The 18,441-nt window shown below is 44.7% G+C and carries 19 protein-coding genes; 16 read left to right on the plus strand and 3 right to left on the minus strand.

Going from position 1 to position 18,441, the window contains the following annotated elements; genetic code table 11:
- Positions 1 to 567 precede the first annotated feature (567 nt).
- Positions 568 to 1,494, minus strand: coding sequence for an alpha/beta hydrolase family protein (locus tag FZ952_RS06280; RefSeq protein ID WP_148881027.1), 927 nt, complete (start codon positions 1,492 to 1,494; stop codon positions 568 to 570).
- A gap of 287 nt (positions 1,495 to 1,781) precedes the next feature.
- On the opposite strand from FZ952_RS06280, the gene FZ952_RS06285 reads away from it, so the two are divergent.
- The 4 genes from FZ952_RS06285 (at position 1,782) to FZ952_RS11790 (ending at position 3,528) form a co-directional block, all read left to right on the plus strand.
- Positions 1,782 to 2,195, plus strand: a complete 414-nt coding sequence (locus tag FZ952_RS06285) for a YjdF family protein (RefSeq protein ID WP_062201078.1) — start codon at positions 1,782 to 1,784, stop codon at positions 2,193 to 2,195.
- 187 nt (positions 2,196 to 2,382) lie between these two features.
- The gene (locus FZ952_RS06290) at positions 2,383 to 2,604 is read left to right on the plus strand and encodes a DUF4649 family protein (protein ID WP_148881028.1); all 222 of its coding nucleotides are present in this window, start codon (positions 2,383 to 2,385) and stop codon (positions 2,602 to 2,604) included.
- Between the two features lie 18 nt (positions 2,605 to 2,622).
- The gene (gene trxA / locus FZ952_RS06295; RefSeq protein ID WP_148881029.1) at positions 2,623 to 2,937 is read left to right on the plus strand and encodes a thioredoxin; all 315 of its coding nucleotides are present in this window, start codon (positions 2,623 to 2,625) and stop codon (positions 2,935 to 2,937) included.
- Positions 2,938 to 3,126: 189 nt separating this feature from the next.
- Positions 3,127 to 3,528: a hypothetical protein gene (locus FZ952_RS11790; RefSeq protein ID WP_082757371.1), complete on the plus strand. Its 402-nt coding sequence runs from the start codon at positions 3,127 to 3,129 to the stop codon at positions 3,526 to 3,528.
- Positions 3,529 to 3,590: 62 nt separating this feature from the next.
- Here the strand turns inward: FZ952_RS11790 and pepF are convergent, their stop codons facing one another.
- Positions 3,591 to 5,387, minus strand: a complete 1,797-nt coding sequence (gene pepF, locus FZ952_RS06305) for an oligoendopeptidase F (protein WP_148881030.1) — start codon at positions 5,385 to 5,387, stop codon at positions 3,591 to 3,593.
- 471 nt (positions 5,388 to 5,858) lie between these two features.
- Between pepF and pnp the strand changes: the two genes are divergently transcribed.
- The 7 genes from pnp (at position 5,859) to FZ952_RS06340 (ending at position 14,004) form a co-directional block, all read left to right on the plus strand.
- Positions 5,859 to 8,054 carry a polyribonucleotide nucleotidyltransferase gene (gene pnp, locus FZ952_RS06310; RefSeq protein ID WP_148881031.1) on the plus strand — a complete coding sequence of 732 codons (2,196 nt, stop codon included), beginning with the start codon at positions 5,859 to 5,861 and terminating at the stop codon, positions 8,052 to 8,054.
- A 232-nt stretch (positions 8,055 to 8,286) separates the two neighbouring features.
- The gene (gene cysE, locus FZ952_RS06315) at positions 8,287 to 8,904 is read left to right on the plus strand and encodes a serine O-acetyltransferase (RefSeq protein ID WP_148881032.1); all 618 of its coding nucleotides are present in this window, start codon (positions 8,287 to 8,289) and stop codon (positions 8,902 to 8,904) included.
- Positions 8,905 to 8,964: 60 nt separating this feature from the next.
- Positions 8,965 to 9,162, plus strand: coding sequence for a YdeI/OmpD-associated family protein (locus FZ952_RS06320; RefSeq protein WP_062201061.1), 198 nt, complete (start codon positions 8,965 to 8,967; stop codon positions 9,160 to 9,162).
- Positions 9,163 to 9,175: 13 nt separating this feature from the next.
- Positions 9,176 to 9,943 (plus strand): nucleoside phosphorylase, encoded by a 768-nt coding sequence (locus FZ952_RS06325; RefSeq protein ID WP_148881033.1) that lies wholly within the window; start codon positions 9,176 to 9,178, stop codon positions 9,941 to 9,943.
- An 82-nt stretch (positions 9,944 to 10,025) separates the two neighbouring features.
- The gene (gene cysS, locus FZ952_RS06330; RefSeq protein ID WP_148881034.1) at positions 10,026 to 11,369 is read left to right on the plus strand and encodes a cysteine--tRNA ligase; all 1,344 of its coding nucleotides are present in this window, start codon (positions 10,026 to 10,028) and stop codon (positions 11,367 to 11,369) included.
- Positions 11,362 to 11,754 (plus strand): Mini-ribonuclease 3, encoded by a 393-nt coding sequence (locus tag FZ952_RS06335; RefSeq protein ID WP_148881035.1) that lies wholly within the window; start codon positions 11,362 to 11,364, stop codon positions 11,752 to 11,754. The genes cysS and FZ952_RS06335 overlap by 8 nt, the downstream gene beginning before the upstream one ends.
- A gap of 402 nt (positions 11,755 to 12,156) precedes the next feature.
- Positions 12,157 to 14,004, plus strand: a complete 1,848-nt coding sequence (locus tag FZ952_RS06340) for an APC family permease (RefSeq protein WP_148881036.1) — start codon at positions 12,157 to 12,159, stop codon at positions 14,002 to 14,004.
- Between the two features lie 78 nt (positions 14,005 to 14,082).
- On the opposite strand, the gene FZ952_RS06345 is transcribed toward FZ952_RS06340, so the two are convergent.
- A complete protein-coding gene (locus tag FZ952_RS06345; protein WP_148881037.1) occupies positions 14,083 to 15,048 on the minus strand; it encodes an aromatic acid exporter family protein in 966 nt (321 codons plus the stop codon).
- Between the two features lie 153 nt (positions 15,049 to 15,201).
- On the opposite strand from FZ952_RS06345, the gene rlmB reads away from it, so the two are divergent.
- The 5 genes from rlmB to rpsI all read left to right on the plus strand — a co-directional run bounded on the left by rlmB (position 15,202) and on the right by rpsI (position 18,349).
- Positions 15,202 to 15,930, plus strand: coding sequence for a 23S rRNA (guanosine(2251)-2'-O)-methyltransferase RlmB (gene rlmB, locus FZ952_RS06350; protein WP_148881038.1), 729 nt, complete (start codon positions 15,202 to 15,204; stop codon positions 15,928 to 15,930).
- Positions 15,927 to 16,448 carry an NYN domain-containing protein gene (locus tag FZ952_RS06355; protein WP_148881039.1) on the plus strand — a complete coding sequence of 174 codons (522 nt, stop codon included), beginning with the start codon at positions 15,927 to 15,929 and terminating at the stop codon, positions 16,446 to 16,448. The genes rlmB and FZ952_RS06355 overlap by 4 nt, the downstream gene beginning before the upstream one ends.
- Complete coding sequence (locus FZ952_RS06360; RefSeq protein WP_148881040.1) at positions 16,438 to 17,301, plus strand: DegV family protein; 864 nt, start codon at positions 16,438 to 16,440, stop codon at positions 17,299 to 17,301. The genes FZ952_RS06355 and FZ952_RS06360 overlap by 11 nt, the downstream gene beginning before the upstream one ends.
- 190 nt (positions 17,302 to 17,491) lie before the next feature.
- Positions 17,492 to 17,938, plus strand: coding sequence for a 50S ribosomal protein L13 (rplM, locus tag FZ952_RS06365; RefSeq protein ID WP_003026230.1), 447 nt, complete (start codon positions 17,492 to 17,494; stop codon positions 17,936 to 17,938).
- An 18-nt stretch (positions 17,939 to 17,956) separates the two neighbouring features.
- The gene (rpsI, locus tag FZ952_RS06370; protein WP_002902303.1) at positions 17,957 to 18,349 is read left to right on the plus strand and encodes a 30S ribosomal protein S9; all 393 of its coding nucleotides are present in this window, start codon (positions 17,957 to 17,959) and stop codon (positions 18,347 to 18,349) included.
- The last annotated feature ends 92 nt before the right edge of the window (positions 18,350 to 18,441 follow it).

An 18,441-nucleotide genomic window follows, 5' to 3' on the forward strand; every position in this document is an offset into this window, starting at 1 on the left:
GCAGTGAGGGCATTTAGGTGCGGGATAATCTAGCTTAGCGAGGATTTCTTTATGAGTCCCCGAGTCCTTGTAATCTAGAATGATGATATTTTTGTCTTTAATTTCGAGTAGGTTTGTGATAAAATTTCTTGTTTCATATGAGTCTTTCTAATGATGGTTTCGTTGCTTTTCATTATAGGTCTTATGGGACTTTTTTTCTACAACAAAATAGGCTCCATAATCCCTGCGGTGGATTTACCCACTACAGAAATTATAGAGCTTTTTACTTTTGTCACCTTACCTCGATATACTCAAGTATTATCTTCGGTTACGGTTCCTAGCACTGTAAGGTAAAATAAACCAGATCTTCTCCCTTCGGGGAGATTTTTAATTTTCACTAGGATTTTACCCCGAGTTCAAATTAGCTCTCTGATTTCAGAGGGCTTTTTGACTATCTTACCTCTAAAATCTAGCCCGTCTTGAGATACTCAAGTATCATTGACATCTTCTGTCTTAGACTAATTCTTCTAATGCTTCAACTAAAAAGCTCTTCTATTTCTTTAGAAGAACTTTTTCTATCAGTGAGTTTTACTCTTTCAAGAATTTTTGGATTGCAGGAGCGGCAGTGATAGCGAAGCGTTGGTCAATGCGATGTTTCCCGCCTTCTACAGTGACCAGCTCTGCATTTGGAATGGTCTGACTGGCGTCAACCGCATACTGGTAGGGAACGACAGCGTCGTCAGTACCGTGGATAATGAGGGTCGGAGCGGTGATTTTGGCCTGCTCTGCTTGAATGTCAATGTCTAAGGCATCAATCAGATAAATATTGCCCAGAGTAGCATTGCGGTGTGTCAGGCTATCAGGAAGTTGATCGAGGTCTGGGCTTCCCAGCTCACGGTAGGTCTCCTTGGCATCATCGAAAAGAACGAAGGCCGGAAAGATAAGCATGAGTTTGTGCACACGGTCAGGATAAGCTGCAGCATAGAGACTGGCAACAACACCGCCTTGGCTGGCACCGAATAAACTCATTTTGCTCTTATCTACAAAGGTCTCAGAACGAAGCTTTTCCATGACTTGAGTCAAGTCTGTCAGTTCGGTCTTGACCGACATATTCAGCATATCCTGCCCACCGCTTTTCGATTGGCGGCTGCCACCGTAGAAATCAAAGCTGTAAACCAGATAACCTTGCTTTGCCAGCAGCTGGCTGTACATTTCATATTGCTCAAGGGTGTTGTTGAATCCATGCGCGATAACAATAGTCGGCAATTTTTTACTCTTGTAGTCAGAGGGAGCAGTAATCTTTCCGTAGAGTTGCTTGTCATCGTGTGAAACGCTGTACTCTTCAGACACAATGTCATCAGTAGGAGTCGGTTGATTGTCGCTCTTCTCGCTAGAAGCTGTCTGTGTGATTTCTGGCTTAGGAGGGGTAGGGTTCGGTTTAGTCTGAGAATGCCAGAAGAAAACAGTCAGTCCAGCCAAGACCAAGGTTACTAAGAAGGCCCAAATGTATTTCATCTCTCTCTCCTTTCAGTATTTGTAGTATTATAGCGGAAATGAATTTATTTTACAAGGGGAGAGATTTCTTGTTTTTGATTTTTCTGGATCTCATACAAGAAAATCCAATTCAGTCATCTAAGCGAGATTCCGATAACCTTGAGTTTTTTAGAAAATCTTGCTAAACTGTAGCTACTAAGATAAAAACACAGTTCTGGTTGGTAGTCCAGACGCAAAAAATCCATTTTTTGTCAGTAACCTTCCTCCTTGGTTGTCCATTCTTAGGAATTTTTAAAGGAGGGGCTGTCATGGATAAGATTTCAATGACGCTGACAGTTTATTTTGAAGAGGGATTTTGGCACGGTCTTTTCGAGCAGGAACATGCTCAATCTTATAGAGTTTGCCGAGTCACCTTTGGTGCAGAGCCTAGTACGCAGGAATTGTTGAATTTTCTAAACCGTTATTATCATCGGTTGAAGTTTAGTCCTAGCATCAGAGTTAAGGAGATGACTAAGTCGGTCAGTCCTAAACGCCTGCAGAGACAGGCTAAAAAGGAGCAGATGGCTTCACGTTCTTCAAAGTCTCAGGAAGCGCTGAAGCTGCAATTTGAAGAGCAAAAGAAAATCGCTCGAGTCAAGCGCAAGCAGCAGAAAGAACTGGCTAAGCAAAGGAAATTCAAACTCAAACAGCAAAAACGGTTGAAAAAGCACAAGGGGCATTGAACCTGTTTTTTCTTATTTACATGGGAAAGTCTTCCGATGGGAGGCTTTTTTGTTTGTCAGGCAATCGGCGGCTTACTTGAAAAGTGGATTGATTTCCCCAAGTCGTTTCATTTGACTGATGTAATATCATAGGTTACAATATAGTTATAAAACATGTTGGTTACAATTGTAATCGAAAGGAGGTTTTATGATTGAAATTACCTATTTGGATGCTGTCAAGCAGGAGCGGAAGATGACCTTTGAGTCTTATCAGGAGTTTGAGCAGTCCCAGCAAGCCTGCTTGATTGGGGTAGCAGATTATTATCCGGTTAAAAAGCTGACTTATAAAGGCTATGATTTGAACTATCAGGGCACTTATGGAGATGTGTTCTTTTTCCTGATGAAGCAGGATTTGGCAAAGTTTGACTAAAAATAAAGGAGAAAAATAATGGTAAAAGCAATCACAGATGCAAGTTTTGAACAAGAAACCAGGGAAGGATTAGTGCTCATTGACTTTTGGGCGACTTGGTGCGGGCCTTGCTGCATGCAGGGGCCAATCCTCGATAAACTATCAGAGGAACTTTCTGAAGATGAGCTCAAGATTGTCAAGATGGATGTGGATGAAAATCCAGCGACAGCACGCACCTTTGGCATCATGTCTATCCCGACACTACTTTTTAAAAAAGACGGTCAAGTCGTCAAGCAGGTAGCGGGTGTCCATACTGCCCAGCAGATTAAAGCCATTGTGGCGGAGTTAGGATAGTCAGTGAGTGTAAGACTAAAATAGACCTGTTTTAAAATGAGACTGCTCTTTTTTGGGAGTGGTCTATTTTGTTTTCACTAATAAATGTTGGAAGAAGATAAGCAAATAGATTAATTTTAAATTTTTTGTTTAAAAAGACAATATTTAAGGTATAATAAGAAAAAAGAAAATTATCGGGTAAAGTTGTTAATAGGCCACGCTAGAGGGAGGGACTATTTAAAACATGATGGAAACGAGGTGCTGGTTATTATTAAGTTATTAGCGAATTTCTTCTTTGCTTTTATGATTTTGACACCATTCATCGCTCCAGCGGTCTTCTGTTTCTTTGTGGGGTGTATGATCCAGCGGGAACAGATAACACAAAAAAGGATTATAATAGTACTGGCCTTATTGATTCCTGTTTTGCTTTTCATTTCATATTTTGCCGCTCAGCTATTGGGATTGATTTTTTGGAGTCTCATCTGGTTTTTCATAGGGCTATTGCGACCTGAAAATTATATCAAGTCCCAGTTCTGGACAAGGTGGCTTATCTTTATCACCTGTTTCAGTGCTTACATTTTACTTTATTTGTATTTGTTCAGACTTTTTTAAAATTATTATAAAGGCTAAAAAATCAGCTTGAACGAAAGGTTCAAGCTGATTTTGTCTATTCATTATTCCCCCAACTCCTTGCTGTAGGCAATAATCTGCTCAACTGTGTCTGACAAGAATTGAATCGTATCGCGGAGTGGTTTGTCTGTCGAAATATCTGCACCGATAATCATAGCTGATTCAAGCGGAGTCTTGCTGCCGCCGGATTTGAGTAGCTCAAGCCAGTCACGGGCACCATTTTCGTCATTTTTCAGGTGTAGGTAGCCGGCAGTAGAAATGACCAAGCCTGCGGAGTAAGTGTAGCTGTAAAGTCCCATGTAGTAGTGGGCCTGACGCATCCAGGTCAGGGCAGCATCATCGTCGATTTCAACGGCATCGCCCCAAAATTCTGTCAAGACTTCTTTCATGATAGCGTTGAGTTTGCTTGCACCGAAGGTTCCGCCTTCTTCGATCAAAGTATAGACCTTGCGTTGGAAGGCAGCTTCCAGCAAGTGAGTGATGAAGTTGTGGAAGTAAGTATCCGTCAGACGGTGAGCCAGGGCAAAGCGTTTCTGACGAGGATTGTCGAACTGGCGTTCCAGGTAGTCGCTGAGCAGGAGCTCATTAAAGGTAGACGGTGCTTCCACATAGTAGGTGGACATGTGGGCGTTGAAATAGCTTTGGTGATTGTCAGAGAAGATAAACTGACCAGAGTGGCCGATCTCGTGAATCAGAGTATAGACATCGCTCATGCGACCGGTCCAGCTCATGAGGACATAAGGGTGAACCCGATAAGGATCCGCAGCATAGCCTCCAGAATCCTTTCCAGCATTGGCCGCAAAGTCTACCCAACGTTCTTCTTTATAGCGGGCGATTTCTTGGCAATACTCTTGTCCGAGTGGCTCGACTGACTTCATGACCAGGTCACAGGCATCATCAATGCTGACTTCAGGATTGAGCTCGCTGTCCAAGTCCAGCTTCCAGTCGGCAAAGGTCATCTTTTCCAGTCCATTGACCTTGGCGACATGCATGAGGTATTTCTGAGCTACTGGGGCAAATTCGCTCATAATCAAGTCAATCTGCCGGTCAAACATAGAGCGATCGACTTCTTGCTCAGCCAGCAAGTAGTCAAAGACAGAGTCATAGCCCTTCATATCGGCCAGTAGTTTTTCAGACTTGACCTGAGCCAGATAGGTAGCAGCAGCGGTGTTTTGGTGCTGACGAAGGCCTTCTGAGAAAGAACGGAAAGCTTTTTCACGGATTTCTGCATTTTCATGGTTTTGATAGAAATTTTCGTAGGTAACAAAACTGTTTTTGTAAACTTTGCCGTCTACTTCAAAGTCAGCCATAGCAAAGTCGCCGGCCCGCATCTTAGTGTAAATATCCTGTGGACTGTAAAAGACTTCACCTAGATTGGTCAAGGCTTTTTCGACATCCGCTCCCAGATAGTGGGCTTTTTTGATTTTAGCCTGGCGAATGGCTGAAGTCAGATGGGCTTCTTGGCCTAGTCTCTCTAAGACAGACTCATCTGCACCGACCAGGGCGTCGTCAAAGAAGCTGAGCGCGACATTGGCCTCGGTCTCAAACTCCATGGCTGCTTGGGCGATCTGCGCAAAGCTCTCATCACCAAAGTCAGTGGTCTGTGGCATAAAGCCGTAGTTGCCAATATGGCCGATTTGGATATAAATCTGCTCCAACTCAGCAAAGGCCCGCTCAAAATCTTCGAAAGTGCTGAGCTTGCCTTGGTAATCACGGACGAATTTCTGGATGTCCTCTCTGGCCTTTTCGATGGCCCGCAGGAAGTCCTCCTGGTCTTGGTAAAGGGCTGTCAGATCCCAGAGTTCATTTTCCGGAAATTCAGAACGATGTTTTTGTTCCATAGTTTACTCCTTTTGATTAAATAACTATATTAAGTATAGCAAAAAATCCTTCAGAATGTCTTGCTCATAGGAAAAAATTAGGGAAATATGACTTCAGCTGTCTGCTTAGAAAAAAGAAAAATAGATTTTCAGTATTTTTATAGAAAAAAGCCATTTCCGGTCTTTTTCTTTTGACTGAAATTGTGGTAAAATAGGGTCTGTACGTGCTTGATACAAAGATGAGGATATAATAAGCTACTAAGACCATCAAATCAAATTAAAAGAGCTAGTCGAACCGCTCCTTAGCACTTTAAGTGTATCTTGATGAACTGAATACGACCTAAAAGCTGTGTAAAAAGATAAACGGTCTTTTCTTCATCGAAGACTTCACCAGTTTCCTATTTTTACTTTGCTTTTGACGGTCTTAATATCTTGATCTTTGTAGCCAAGGCGTATGAAAAAAATTGAGCATGTGCTCGGCAAGGAGTCTTTATGACAAAACAAGTTTTTAAAACCGTTTTTGCAGGTCGTGAGCTGGTTGTTGAAACCGGTCAGGTTGCAAAGCAGGCAAATGGTAGTGCTGTTGTTAGATATGGAGAAAGTACCGTTTTAACTGCGGCAACCATGTCCAAAAAGATGGCTACTGGTGACTTTTTCCCATTGCAAGTCAACTATGAGGAAAAAATGTATGCAGCTGGGAAATATCCTGGTGGCTTTAACAAGCGCGAAGGCCGTCCGTCAACAGATGCGACTTTGACGGCTCGTTTGATTGACCGTCCGATTCGTCCCATGTTTGCGGAAGGTTTCCGCAATGAAGTTCAGGTTATCAATACCGTTCTTTCTTATGATGAAGGTGCTTCGCCTCAAATGGCTGCTATGTTCGGTAGCTCTCTGGCTCTTTCTATCTCAGATATTCCTTTTAACGGCCCTATCGCAGGAGTTCAGGTTGGCTATGTAGACGGTGAATTCATCATCAACCCTAGCAAGGAACAAAAAGAAGTTTCACTTTTGGAACTGACAGTGGCTGGTACCAAAGAAGCTATCAACATGGTAGAATCTGGAGCCAAGGAACTGTCTGAAGATATCATGTTGGAAGCTCTTCTCAAAGGGCACGAAGCGGTCAAAAAATTGATTGCCTTCCAAGAAGAAATTGTCGCAGCAGTCGGTAAGGAAAAAGCAGAAGTAGAATTGCTGCATGTTGATGAAGAGTTGCAGGCAGAGATTGTCGCAGCATATAACAGCGATTTGCAAAAGGCTGTTCAGGTAGAAGAAAAGCTGGCGCGCGAAGCCGCAACTCAGGCTGTCAAAGACCAAGTCACAGCAGTCTACGAAGAAAAATATGCAGACCACGAGGAATTCGACCGTATCATGCGAGATGTGGCTGAAATCTTGGAACAAATGGAGCATGCGGAAGTGCGTCGTTTGATTACTGAAGATAAGATCCGTCCTGATGGCCGTAAGGTTGATGAAATCCGTCCGCTGGATGCGGAAGTGGATTACCTGCCGCGCGTGCATGGATCTGGTCTCTTTACTCGCGGGCAAACCCAAGCCTTGTCTGTCCTGACTCTGGCACCAATGGGCGAAACGCAAATCGTGGACGGCTTGGATCCAGAATACAAGAAACGCTTCATGCACCACTATAACTTCCCGCAATATTCTGTCGGTGAGACAGGTCGTTATGGGGCTCCTGGTCGTCGTGAAATTGGACACGGTGCTCTTGGGGAACGCGCCTTGGAGCAAGTCTTGCCTAGCTTGGAAGAGTTTCCGTATGCAATTCGTCTGGTAGCGGAAGTCTTGGAGTCAAACGGTTCGTCCTCACAGGCCTCTATCTGTGCGGGCACTTTGGCTCTGATGGCTGGTGGTGTGCCGATTAAGGCACCAGTTGCCGGAATTGCTATGGGCTTGATTTCAGATGGCAGCAACTATACAGTTCTGACGGACATTCAAGGTTTGGAAGACCACTTTGGCGATATGGACTTTAAGGTAGCTGGTACCCGCGAAGGGATTACCGCCCTGCAGATGGATATCAAGATTGAAGGAATTACAGCGGAAATCCTGACAGAAGCTCTGGCCCAGGCTAAGAAAGCCCGCTTTGAAATCCTAGACTTGATTGAAGCGACTATCCCAGCTCCGCGTCCTGAGTTGGCTCCGACTGCTCCGAAAATCGACACCATCAAGATTGATGTGGATAAGATTAAGATTGTCATCGGAAAAGGCGGAGAAACCATCGACAAGATCATCGCTGAAACAGGTGTTAAGATTGATATCGATGAAGAGGGTAATGTATCCATCTACTCCAGCGACCAAGATGCCATTAATCGTGCCAAGGAAATCATTGCTGGCTTGGTCCGCGAAGCAAAAGTGGACGAAGTTTATCATGCCAAGGTTGTTCGAATTGAGAAATTCGGTGCCTTTGTCAACCTCTTTGACAAGACGGATGCACTGGTTCACATTTCGGAAATGGCTTGGACTCGGACCAACAATGTCGAAGATCTGGTGCAAATTGGTGACTTTGTTGATGTTAAAGTCATTAAGATTGACGAAAAAGGCCGCGTAGATGCCTCTATGAAGGCTCTCTTGCCGCGTCCGCCTAAGTCTGATAAGCCAAAGAAAGACCATGGTAAACATCATCATCCAAAAGTTCACAAGGAACGAAAGGAAGTCAAAGTCGAGCAAACAGAAGGATAGAGAAACTAGTCCGTTTGGGGCACCCTCTCTTTCAAAAGGTTTGCTTTGACCTATGGGAGTCTAGGCGGCTAGGAGTCGGGCGTGTTTGCAGGTAACTGTCTAACTAGTTTGAAGCTGGCAGGTTCTATGCCAGAGTTTCTGAACCGCTTACTTTTCCTAGAGTAAGATGAACATTAGTAGAGACGAGCTGAGCTCTCGTCTTTCCTTATTTAAGAGAAAGGAAGGGGTTAGCATGGGTTGGTGGAAAGAATCCATTAATATTGTAAAAGAAAATGACCCAGCGGCGCGAACATCGCTGGAAGTTTTATTAACCTATCCGGGTCTCAAAGCTTTGGCGGCTCATCGTTTTTCGCATTTTCTATGGAGGCATGGCTTCAAGCTGTTAGCTCGCATGCACAGCCAGTTCTGGCGTTTCTGGACCCAGATTGAGATTCATCCGGGCGCCCAGATTGAGTCGGGTGTGTTTATCGACCATGGGAGCGGTCTGGTGATTGGAGAGACGGCCATTGTAGAGAAGGGAGCCATGCTTTACCACGGTGTGACCCTAGGAGGAACAGGCAAGGATATAGGCAAACGTCATCCAACAGTGCGTCGGGGTGCCTTAGTCTCCGCTCACGCTCAAGTCATTGGTCCAGTTGAAATTGGTGAAAATGCCAAGGTCGGTGCTGGTGCTGTAGTCGTGGCTGATGTGCCTAGTGACGTGACAGTAGTTGGTATCCCAGCTAAGATTGTTCGTGTTCACGGTCAGAAAGATGAGCCGACCATCCACGAGGTAGAGGAGAAGCGGGAATACTATCTGGATAAGCTGGAGCATGCCCGTGATAGCAGCCATCACTCGTCAGAACTTTAGGGGAAACGTGAAGCACTTGTTTACAAGTATGTTCAAAGCAAAAAATGAAAGCTGGAGGAGATGGCTATGTCAGATTCTATTTTGAATCAAGCAGTCCTTGAGCTGCAAGGAATGTTGGATGGTCCTGCCAAGGAGCATTTTACCAAACTACCTTCCAGCCATCAGCAAGAATGGGCTTGCTATATCAGTGAAGCTAAGAAAGATGAGACCAAGCTGCGCCGCATAGAAAAGATGAAGGTGGCTTTGCTGAAGCCTTAAAGAAAGAGGGGCTATGCTATTAGAAGAATTTGAAGATGTAGTTGGGGTTATCGAACCAACAGATAGGCAGATTATTGATAAGGGAGAGGTTTGTAAAACTATCATCTTGTCCTTTAACGGGGAAATTTTACAAGGCTTGATTGAATCAGAAGAAGTCTATCTGGGAGGCTATTTAAAAAATCTTAACGGTCAATTTCCTTGGTATATATATAAATGTGATGAAAATCGAGTGGCGGTCATGACGGCACTTATTGGAGCTCCGATGGTAGTCGGCCAGCTAGAGGAGTTGGCAGCCAGAGGTTTCAAGAATTTCGTCATTTTAGGTTCCTGTGGTGTTTTGGATCGCTCAATTGAGGCGGACAAGATTATCCTGCCGGCTGCTGCATTGCGAGATGAAGGGACTAGCTATCACTATGCCCCACCAGGTGACGAAGTAGCCTATGACGAGTCTCTGCTGGTTGAGCTTGAAGCCATTTTTGACAAGCACAATATCGAGCATATTCGCACCAAGTCTTGGACGACTGATGCCTTTTATCGGGAAACGCCTGATAAGGTCAAGCGTCGCTTAGCTGCTGGAGCTCAAGTGGTGGACATGGAAGCTTCGGCTATCATGGCTTGGAGTCAATTCCGCCAGACCAAGGTCTATCAGTTTTTCTACACAGCCGACTATGTGGATCATCATAACCGAACCTGGGATGCCCGCCATGAAGAGCGGACGGCTGATGCCGTGACTTTTTTCACCATCGCCTTGACAATAGCAAAGGAACTAGAAAGGAACTGAGTAGGGACAGAAAGTTTGAAAATAGAGGACTGCTTCTGTAGTTGATCTTATCTGCTTTCTAAGGACTCTCAGCATCGTAAATATGATCAAAATCTATGATACTATGACCCGCAGCCTGCGTGAATTTGTGCCCATTGAGGAGGGCAAGGTCCGCATGTATGTTTGCGGTCCGACGGTTTATAACTACATCCATGTCGGCAATGCCCGCTCAACAGTAGCTTTTGACACGGTTCGTCGCTATTTTGAGTATCGGGGATTTGAAGTCAACTATATTTCCAATTTCACGGATGTAGATGATAAGATTATCAATCGGGCCAAGGAAGAAGGCATCACTCCCAAAGAAGTGGCGGACAAGTATATCGCCGCATTTCGCGAAGATGTGACCGCTTTGGGGGTCAAGCCGGCTACTCAGCATCCGCGTGTTGTGGAGTTTATGGCTGACATCATCCATTTTGTGGAAGACTTGATTGAAAAAGGTTTTGCCTATGAGTCAGAGGGTGATGTCTATTTCCGAGTGGAAAAGTCTTACAATTATGCCAAACTAGCTAACAAAACCTTGATAGACTTGGAGTTAGGCGCTTCTGGTCGGACAGATGAAGAGACTGCTCGTAAGGAAAATCCAGTAGATTTCGCCCTCTGGAAAGCTGCCAAGTCAGGCGAGATTTCTTGGGACAGTCCTTGGGGACCTGGTCGTCCGGGCTGGCATATCGAGTGTTCGGTCATGTCGACAGAGATTTTGGGTGACACCATTGATATTCACGGTGGTGGAGCAGACTTGGAGTTTCCTCACCATACCAATGAAATCGCTCAGTCAGAAGCCAAGACCGGTCAGACTTTTGCCAACTACTGGATGCACAATGGCTTTGTCAACATTGATGACGTCAAGATGTCCAAATCTCTAGGCAATTTCATTACTGTTCACGATGCCCTCAAGACCATTGATGGTCAGGTGCTACGTTTCTTCTTTGCTACCCAGCATTATCGCAAGCCGATTAATTTCACGGAAAAAGCAGTTCATGATGCTGCGACCAATCTTAAGTATTTGAAGAATACCTATGAGCAGCCTTTCACTGGTCAGGCAGACTCTGCTCAGCTTCAGGTCTTTCTAGACAAGTTCACCGCTGCAATGGACGAAGATTTCAATGCGGCCAATGGTATCACGGTTGTCTTCGAGCTAGCCAAGTGGATCAACTCTGGCAACTACACAGCTCAAGTCAAGGAAGCCTTTGCCAAGCTCTTAGAAGTTTTTGGCATCGTCTTTGTAGAAGAAGTCTTGGACGCGGACATTGAGCGCTTGATTGAGGAACGCCAAGCAGCGCGTGCTAATCGAGACTTTGCGACTGCCGACCGTATTCGGGATGAATTAGCCGCTCAGGGTATCAAACTCTTGGATACCAAGGGCGGAGTGAGGTGGACACGTGACTGATGTCAACTTGATTAACGGTATTGCCCTCGCCTTTGAGGGAGATGCTGTCTACTCCATGTATATCCGGCGTCACCTGATTTTTCAAGGATTGACCAAGCCCAATCAGCTGCACAGGGAAGCGACCAAGTACGTTTCTGCCAAGGCTCAGGCTAATCTCATCTCTCTCATGCTGGAAGAAGGGATTCTGACGGAGAAAGAAGAGGATATCTATAAGCGTGGTCGCAATGCCAACAGCCACACTAAGGCTAAGAATACGGACATCGTCACCTATCGCATGTCTACCGGTTTTGAGGCGGTTGTGGGCTACCTGCATATGACCGAATCCATTAAGCGACTGGAAGAGTTGATTGGTTGGTGTATTCGGAAGATAGAGGCTTCGTTCTGATTCATTGTCATCTTGTTTATTCTGAGATAGAACTCTTTTATTAACAATCACTAAAATTTAAGAAATTTAAATATCAAAAACGAGCTTGGCATAAAGCTCGTTTTTTTTATAAACAAGCATGCTGTTTCCAGAAAAAATGGAAGATTTTGTAGGAGAGTGTGTTTGAAACTTTAAATAGATTGTTTGAGTACTTTCTAGCTACGCCGCTTGCGATTTCTATCCTCTTCACCTTCAATTTTTTAGTAAGATTGGAGAATGGTGTTGATATCTATTGAGATGGTTTTCATCAAGCATTTGGATAAAAAGCAGGAAGTTTAAATTTATGAAAATTTATTTTCAGAAAAGTATTGACATGTTTTCTGAAAAGGAGTAGAATGGCTCATGTTTTTAAAGGAGGAACTTATGTTTTCCAAGTTAAAAGGCTTTTTTATTGGACGCCCATTAAAATCTGGGAAAGAGGGCGATGATGGCCATTTACTGACTAAGATGCAAGCTTTAGCCATGCTCTCCAGTGACGCTTTATCTTCGATTGCTTATGGACCAGAGCAGGTTGTTTTAGTCTTGACGTCTATTTCTATTGGTGCCATTTGGTGGTCGCTTCCCATAGGAATTGTCGTATTGGTTTTATTAGCGAGTTTAACGATTTCTTACCGTCAGGTTATCCATGCTTACCCTCAAGGAGGAGGAGCTTATATGGTGACGACAGAAAATCTATCTCCAACAGCAGGTTTGATCGCTGGCGGAAGCTTGCTGGTAGATTACATGTTGACAGTAGCCGTTTCAGTCGCTTCTGGAGCGGACGCAATTACCTCTGCAATTCCTATCTTACATCCTTACAATTTACATATTTCCATTTTCCTAGTTCTCTTGTTGATGCTAATGAATCTCCGAGGATTAAAAGAATCGGCCACTTCCTTGATGATTCCTGTCTATCTTTTTATTGTCAGCACCTTATTGTTGATTGGTTTTGGTTTTGTGCAAATCCTGACAGGAAATTTAGACTATCACGCAACCGCGCGGATTGGTAGTCCGATTGCTGGAGTAAGTTTGATCTTACTGCTTCGTGCTTTCACCAGCGGCTCTGCTTCCTTGACAGGAGTGGAAGCTATTTCCAATTCGGTTCCCTTTTTCAAGAAACCAAAAGCCCATAATGCCGCAGCTACCCTCTCGATTATGGCTTTAATCCTAGGCATCATGTTTGCGGGCATTACCTTCTTGAATTATTGGATTGGCATCGTGCCTGTCAAAGGTGTAACGACCCTGGCTCAGATGGCGCAAGCAATTTTGGGGACTTCTCCTCTTGGTCGTATCTTGTTCTATGTTTTCCAATTGTCAACAGCTTTGATCTTAGCAGTGGCAGCCAATACAGGCTTTTCAGCTTTTCCGATGCTCTCCTACAATATGGCTAAGAACAAATACATGCCTCATATGTACATGGAAAAAGGAGATCGTCTGAGCTATTCTAATGGCATTTTCACTTTGGCGTTTGGAGCGATTGCTCTTTTGTGTATCTTTGAGGGAAATACAGAGCGCTTGATTCCCCTGTACACCATTGGTGTATTCGTACCCTTTGCTCTCTCACAGACTGGTATGGTTGTCCATTGGAAGAAAAAATATGGAAATAATTTCTTGAAGCATTCGATTGCGAATATCCTTGGAGCGATCATTTGTTACGGGATTGTCCTTATTTTGCTCTTATTTCGTCTCAGAGATATCTGGCCCTTCTTCCCTATTATCATCGTCTTGACTTGGCTGTTCTTATCTATCAAACAGCACTATAATAGAGTTGCAAAACAGCTGAGATTGCAGGATCACATCGAGCGTCAGAACTACACTGGCAATACAGTAATTGTCCTAGTCGGGAATGTCACCCGAGTCAGTGTTGGTGCGATGAGCTATGCTCGCAGTATCGGGGATGAAGTCGTAGCAATGCACGTTTCAACAGCGGAGACTGCTGAAAAGGATGCCGAAGTCGCCGAGGAGTTTGCTGACTACTTTCCTGATATTCGATTTGAGACAGTCACGACTAGCTATCGCAATATCATTAGTCCGACAGTTCAGTATGTGATTAAGGTGGCCAAGCGAGCTAAAAAAGAAGGACGAACAGTGACAGTCCTAGTACCTCAGTTTATACCTAAAAAGAGATGGCAAAATGTCCTGCATAACCAGATGAGCTTGAAATTGAAATACTATCTGAAATGGTATGAGGATGTCGTGGTTGCAAGTTATTCTTATCACTTAAAAGAATGAGCGATCGCCTTTGATTAATAAGAAAAAGAGTTGAAGATTTTTCAACTCCTTTTATTATTTATTGGAAATAGCGTAGAGCTAACTTGCTTGCACCTTTTGGTAATTTTGATAAAATTCCACTTTAATTTTAATAAAGGTCTCCAAATCTCGTAGGAGCTGCAGGAGCATAGCGCGGGTTTCAAATTCCTGGCGAGTCTTAGGAAGAGGCCGCTCGCGAAAAACAGCCAAGCAGGTTTCGATTTCTTCAACCAGCTCGTGAGCAGGATTTTCTTGACTGAGCTGTTGGGCTGTCTTGGAGAAGAGGCGAGCCAAAATCAAGCTTTCACTGGCTGCCAGCTGGCAGTTGTTGATGTTACCGGCCATGTCTTCCAGGATGCGGTTTTGCGCCTGCCGCATTTCAAAATAATGAATATGGTAGTTGGTCTGATGAAAGAGGTGATTGGAATGGTCCAGATAGACCAGTTGTAAGGCTTCTTGCAGGATGTCATCTAATTCCTTGATTAGAGTCGCATCATTTCGGCCGTCTCCAGATTTTAAGAAATATTCAAAACGCAGGAGAATCTTTTTCAGCTGTTCCTTTACTTGCTCATGGTAACTGTTGATTTCTTGCTGGCGCGAGGGCATGTAGAGATTGGCTAGAAGAGCAAAGCTAGTTCCGATGAGAAAAAGGGTTAGCTCATTGCCGAGGAGGGGCCAGGAGCTGGATTTTTCTAAGAGCAGGTGAGTGACTAGAACAGTGCTGGGAGTGATGCCGATTTCCCAGCCTAGACGAAAGGCCAGAGGCACATAGACTGCGATATAGAGGGCTAATGCTCCGAGGTTGAAGCCCAGAAAGTGAAAGGCCAGGCTTCCGATAGCCAGAGCCAGCAGGGTGGACAAAAAGCGGTTTCCAGCCAGCTTTGCTGTACTGCGGCGGGTGTCGGAAATGCTGAGAATAGCAATAATGCCAGCTGAAGTTGAGTAGGTAAGACCTAAAAAGTCAGCCAGCCAAGCAGCGAGGCAGGTAGCCAATGTCAATTTGATGGTGCGTTGGAGGAGAGACATAAGTGCGAGATTCCTTTTTTAGAGTTCTTTCTATTATAGCATGACTGGTGGTGAAAGTTGGAGTTGGCTGATTGCGTTTTATCAGAGCAGAAATCTGTCTCGCCCGAATAAATCCGGCCGACATTTTTTGCGCCTTTGTGTTATACTAGACCTATGGAAAAAAATGATATTGTCTACGGTGTGCATGCGGTGACAGAGGCTCTCGCAGCTAACACTGGAAATAAACTCTATATTCAGGATGACCTTCGTGGTAAAAAGGTCGATAAAATTAAGAATTTAGCAGCGGAAAAAAAGGTCTCCATTTCCTGGACACCCAAGAAAACTTTACAGGAAATGACCGACGGGGCAGTCCATCAGGGCTTTGTTCTGCGAGTGGCAGAGTTCGCTTACACTGACTTCGAGGTACTGTTGAAAAAAGCAGAGCAGGAAGACAATCCTCTCTTGCTGATTTTGGACGGGCTGACTGACCCGCACAATCTAGGCTCTATCTTGCGGACGGCTGATGCGACCAATGTGGCAGGAGTCATCATTCCCAAGCATCGAGCGGTTGGAGTGACACCAGTCGTAGCCAAGACTTCAACGGGTGCCATTGAGCATATTCCCATTTCCCGCGTGACCAATCTCAGCCAGACACTGGACAAACTCAAGGAAGCTGGTTTCTGGATTTTCGGTACAGATATGCAGGGGACGCCTTCTCATAAATGGAATACAGCTGGCAAACTTGCCCTCATCATCGGTAACGAAGGTAAGGGAATCTCCAGTAATATCAAAAAGCAGGTGGATGAGATGATTTCCATTCCTATGAATGGGCATGTCCAGAGCCTCAATGCCAGTGTCGCAGCGGCTGTTCTCATGTATGAAGTTTTTCGTAATCGCCTATGAAAAGAAAAATCTTACTGGTGGATGGCTACAATATGACTGCCTTTTGGCAGGAGACTCGTCCTTACTTTAACCGCGGAGAGCTAGATGCCGCGCGAACGATTCTGCTTCATAAGCTTAGCAATTATGCCAGCTTTGAAGGACTGGAAGTTATCTGCGTCTTTGATGCCCAGTATATGCCGGGAGTTCGGCAGACCTACGAGGAGTTTAATGTAACGGTCGTTTTCACTGAAGAGGAGGAAACGGCAGATGACTATATTGAGCGCTTGGCAGCTGAGCTCAATACACTCAAAAATCAGGTATCGGTTGCGACCAGCGATCTCAATGAGCAGTGGACTGTCTTTGCCCAAGGGGCTTTGAGAGTATCTGCTAGAGAGTTAGAGAAGCGAGTGGCTGTTACCAAGTCAGACCTCAATCAGCTAAGCGGGCAAATTAACCTGCAAAGACCGCCCTTGCGACCGCTGGACAGCCAATCTTTGCGCGATTTACAAAAAATGATGGAGAAAAAAGATGACCTTTAAAATTTTAACGGATTCGACGGCAGATTTGTCGGAAAGCTGGGCTCAAGAAAATGATGTGCAGGTTCTGGGCTTGACCATTCAGCTAGATGGTCAAACCTACGAGACTGTCGGACCAGACAAGCTGACCAGTGAGCAGCTTTTAGCCAAGATGGAGTCTGGCAGTAAGCCAACGACCAGCCAGATTAATGTTGGTCAGTTTGAGGATATTTTTCGTAGCTATGCCAAGGAAGAGACGCCGGTTCTCTATGTAGCCTTTGCTTCAGCTCTATCTGGCACCTATCAGAGTGCAGTTATGGCACGGGAGATGGTTCTAGAGGACTACCCGAATGCGGTCATTCGGATTATTGATACCAAGGCGGCTTCTATGGGGGAGGGACTCTTGGTCATGAAGGCTGCGGAAGCTAGAGCGGCAGGCCAGACCTTGGAGCAGACAGCAGACTTGATTGAGAGCTTGGTGCCTAAGGTCAAGACATATTTTCTGGTTGATGACCTCAATCACCTCATGCGAGGCGGTCGGATTTCCAAAACTGCTGCGCTTATGGGGAGTTTGGTCAATATCAAGCCGATTATCGCTGTCAAGAGAGATGGAACTCTGGACTCGGTAGCTAAGGTTCGCGGTAAGAAGAAAGCACAGGCCGAAGTGGTCCGCATGACTCTGGAGGGAGTTGCTGATCCGCGGGTGGTGATCGCTTATGCGGGAGAAAAAGAAGTTGCTGAAAATATCAAGGAGCAGCTGTTGGCTTCTGGACAGGTCACAGAAGTCCTCATCATGCCTCTCGGCCCAGTCATCTCGACGCATACAGGCTCAGGTACCCTAGGACTCTTTAGCATTGGCAGTGAAGCTCAAACTTAAATTTTCAGAATTCATATAAAATCGTTATTTTATAAATAATTGCATCAAATATATTGACTTTTGGCTAGAAAATTTGGTATGATAGTAGGCGGTATTGTTTACCCCATTTGTAAGGCCCCGGAACCTTTCAAATAACCCGCGGACCGGAACATCCGCCCTGTAAACAAAAACGATATTCATAGGAGAAATCATGAACAAAACAACATACATGGCTAAGCCAGGTGAAGTTGAACGTAAATGGTATGTAGTAGACGCTACTGATGTACCTCTTGGACGCCTTTCTGCAGTTGTAGCAAGCGTACTTCGTGGAAAAAACAAACCAACATTCACACCACACACTGATACAGGTGACTTCGTAATCGTTATCAACGCTGAAAAAGTTAAATTGACTGGTAAAAAAGCAACTGATAAAGTTTACTACACTCACTCAATGTACCCAGGTGGTTTGAAGTCTATCACTGCTGGTGAACTTCGCTCTAAGAACGCTGTTCGTTTGATCGAAAAATCAGTTAAAGGTATGCTTCCACACAATACTCTTGGCCGTGCTCAAGGTATGAAGCTGAAAGTATTTGTAGGCGCTGAGCACACTCACGCTGCACAACAACCAGAAGTTCTTGATATTTCAGGACTTATCTAAGGAAAGGAACAATAAAGTATGTCACAAGCACAATATGCAGGTACTGGACGTCGTAAAAACGCTGTTGCACGCGTTCGCCTTGTTCCAGGAACTGGTAAAATCACTGTAAACAAAAAAGATGTTGAAGAGTACATCCCACACGCTGACCTTCGTTTGGTTATCAACCAACCATTCGCAGTTACTTCAACTGTTGGTCAATACGACGTTTTCGTAAACGTTGATGGTGGTGGCTACGCTGGTCAATCAGGAGCTATCCGTCACGGTATCGCTCGTGCCCTTCTTCAAGTAGACCCAGACTTCCGCGATTCATTGAAACGCGCAGGCCTTCTTACTCGTGATGCTCGTATGGTAGAACGTAAGAAACCAGGTCTTAAGAAAGCTCGTAAAGCTTCACAATTCTCAAAACGTTAAGAACAGCTTTACAGCAACGATTACAGACACTCAATGTTTACCTCATTGGGTGTTTTTTCGTGCACTTTTTGAAAAACTCACCTCAAAATTCA

The sequence above is a fragment of the Streptococcus sp. Marseille-P7376 genome (assembly GCF_902460385.1).
In the GTDB taxonomy this organism is placed as follows: Bacteria; Bacillota; Bacilli; order Lactobacillales; family Streptococcaceae; genus Streptococcus; species Streptococcus sinensis.

Coding starts and splice junctions, on each gene's coding strand:
- FZ952_RS06280 (WP_148881027.1), bottom strand. CDS start 1,494: ATGAAATACATTTGGGCCTTCTTAGTAACCTTGGTCTTGGCTGGACTG.
- FZ952_RS06285 (WP_062201078.1), top strand. CDS start 1,782: ATGGATAAGATTTCAATGACGCTGACAGTTTATTTTGAAGAGGGATTT.
- FZ952_RS06290 (WP_148881028.1), top strand. CDS start 2,383: ATGATTGAAATTACCTATTTGGATGCTGTCAAGCAGGAGCGGAAGATG.
- trxA (WP_148881029.1), top strand. CDS start 2,623: ATGGTAAAAGCAATCACAGATGCAAGTTTTGAACAAGAAACCAGGGAA.
- pepF (WP_148881030.1), bottom strand. CDS start 5,387: ATGGAACAAAAACATCGTTCTGAATTTCCGGAAAATGAACTCTGGGAT.
- pnp (WP_148881031.1), top strand. CDS start 5,859: ATGACAAAACAAGTTTTTAAAACCGTTTTTGCAGGTCGTGAGCTGGTT.
- cysE (WP_148881032.1), top strand. CDS start 8,287: ATGGGTTGGTGGAAAGAATCCATTAATATTGTAAAAGAAAATGACCCA.
- FZ952_RS06320 (WP_062201061.1), top strand. CDS start 8,965: ATGGCTATGTCAGATTCTATTTTGAATCAAGCAGTCCTTGAGCTGCAA.
- FZ952_RS06325 (WP_148881033.1), top strand. CDS start 9,176: ATGCTATTAGAAGAATTTGAAGATGTAGTTGGGGTTATCGAACCAACA.
- cysS (WP_148881034.1), top strand. CDS start 10,026: ATGATCAAAATCTATGATACTATGACCCGCAGCCTGCGTGAATTTGTG.
- FZ952_RS06340 (WP_148881036.1), top strand. CDS start 12,157: ATGTTTTCCAAGTTAAAAGGCTTTTTTATTGGACGCCCATTAAAATCT.
- FZ952_RS06345 (WP_148881037.1), bottom strand. CDS start 15,048: ATGTCTCTCCTCCAACGCACCATCAAATTGACATTGGCTACCTGCCTC.
- rlmB (WP_148881038.1), top strand. CDS start 15,202: ATGGAAAAAAATGATATTGTCTACGGTGTGCATGCGGTGACAGAGGCT.
- FZ952_RS06355 (WP_148881039.1), top strand. CDS start 15,927: ATGAAAAGAAAAATCTTACTGGTGGATGGCTACAATATGACTGCCTTT.
- FZ952_RS06360 (WP_148881040.1), top strand. CDS start 16,438: ATGACCTTTAAAATTTTAACGGATTCGACGGCAGATTTGTCGGAAAGC.
- rplM (WP_003026230.1), top strand. CDS start 17,492: ATGAACAAAACAACATACATGGCTAAGCCAGGTGAAGTTGAACGTAAA.
- rpsI (WP_002902303.1), top strand. CDS start 17,957: ATGTCACAAGCACAATATGCAGGTACTGGACGTCGTAAAAACGCTGTT.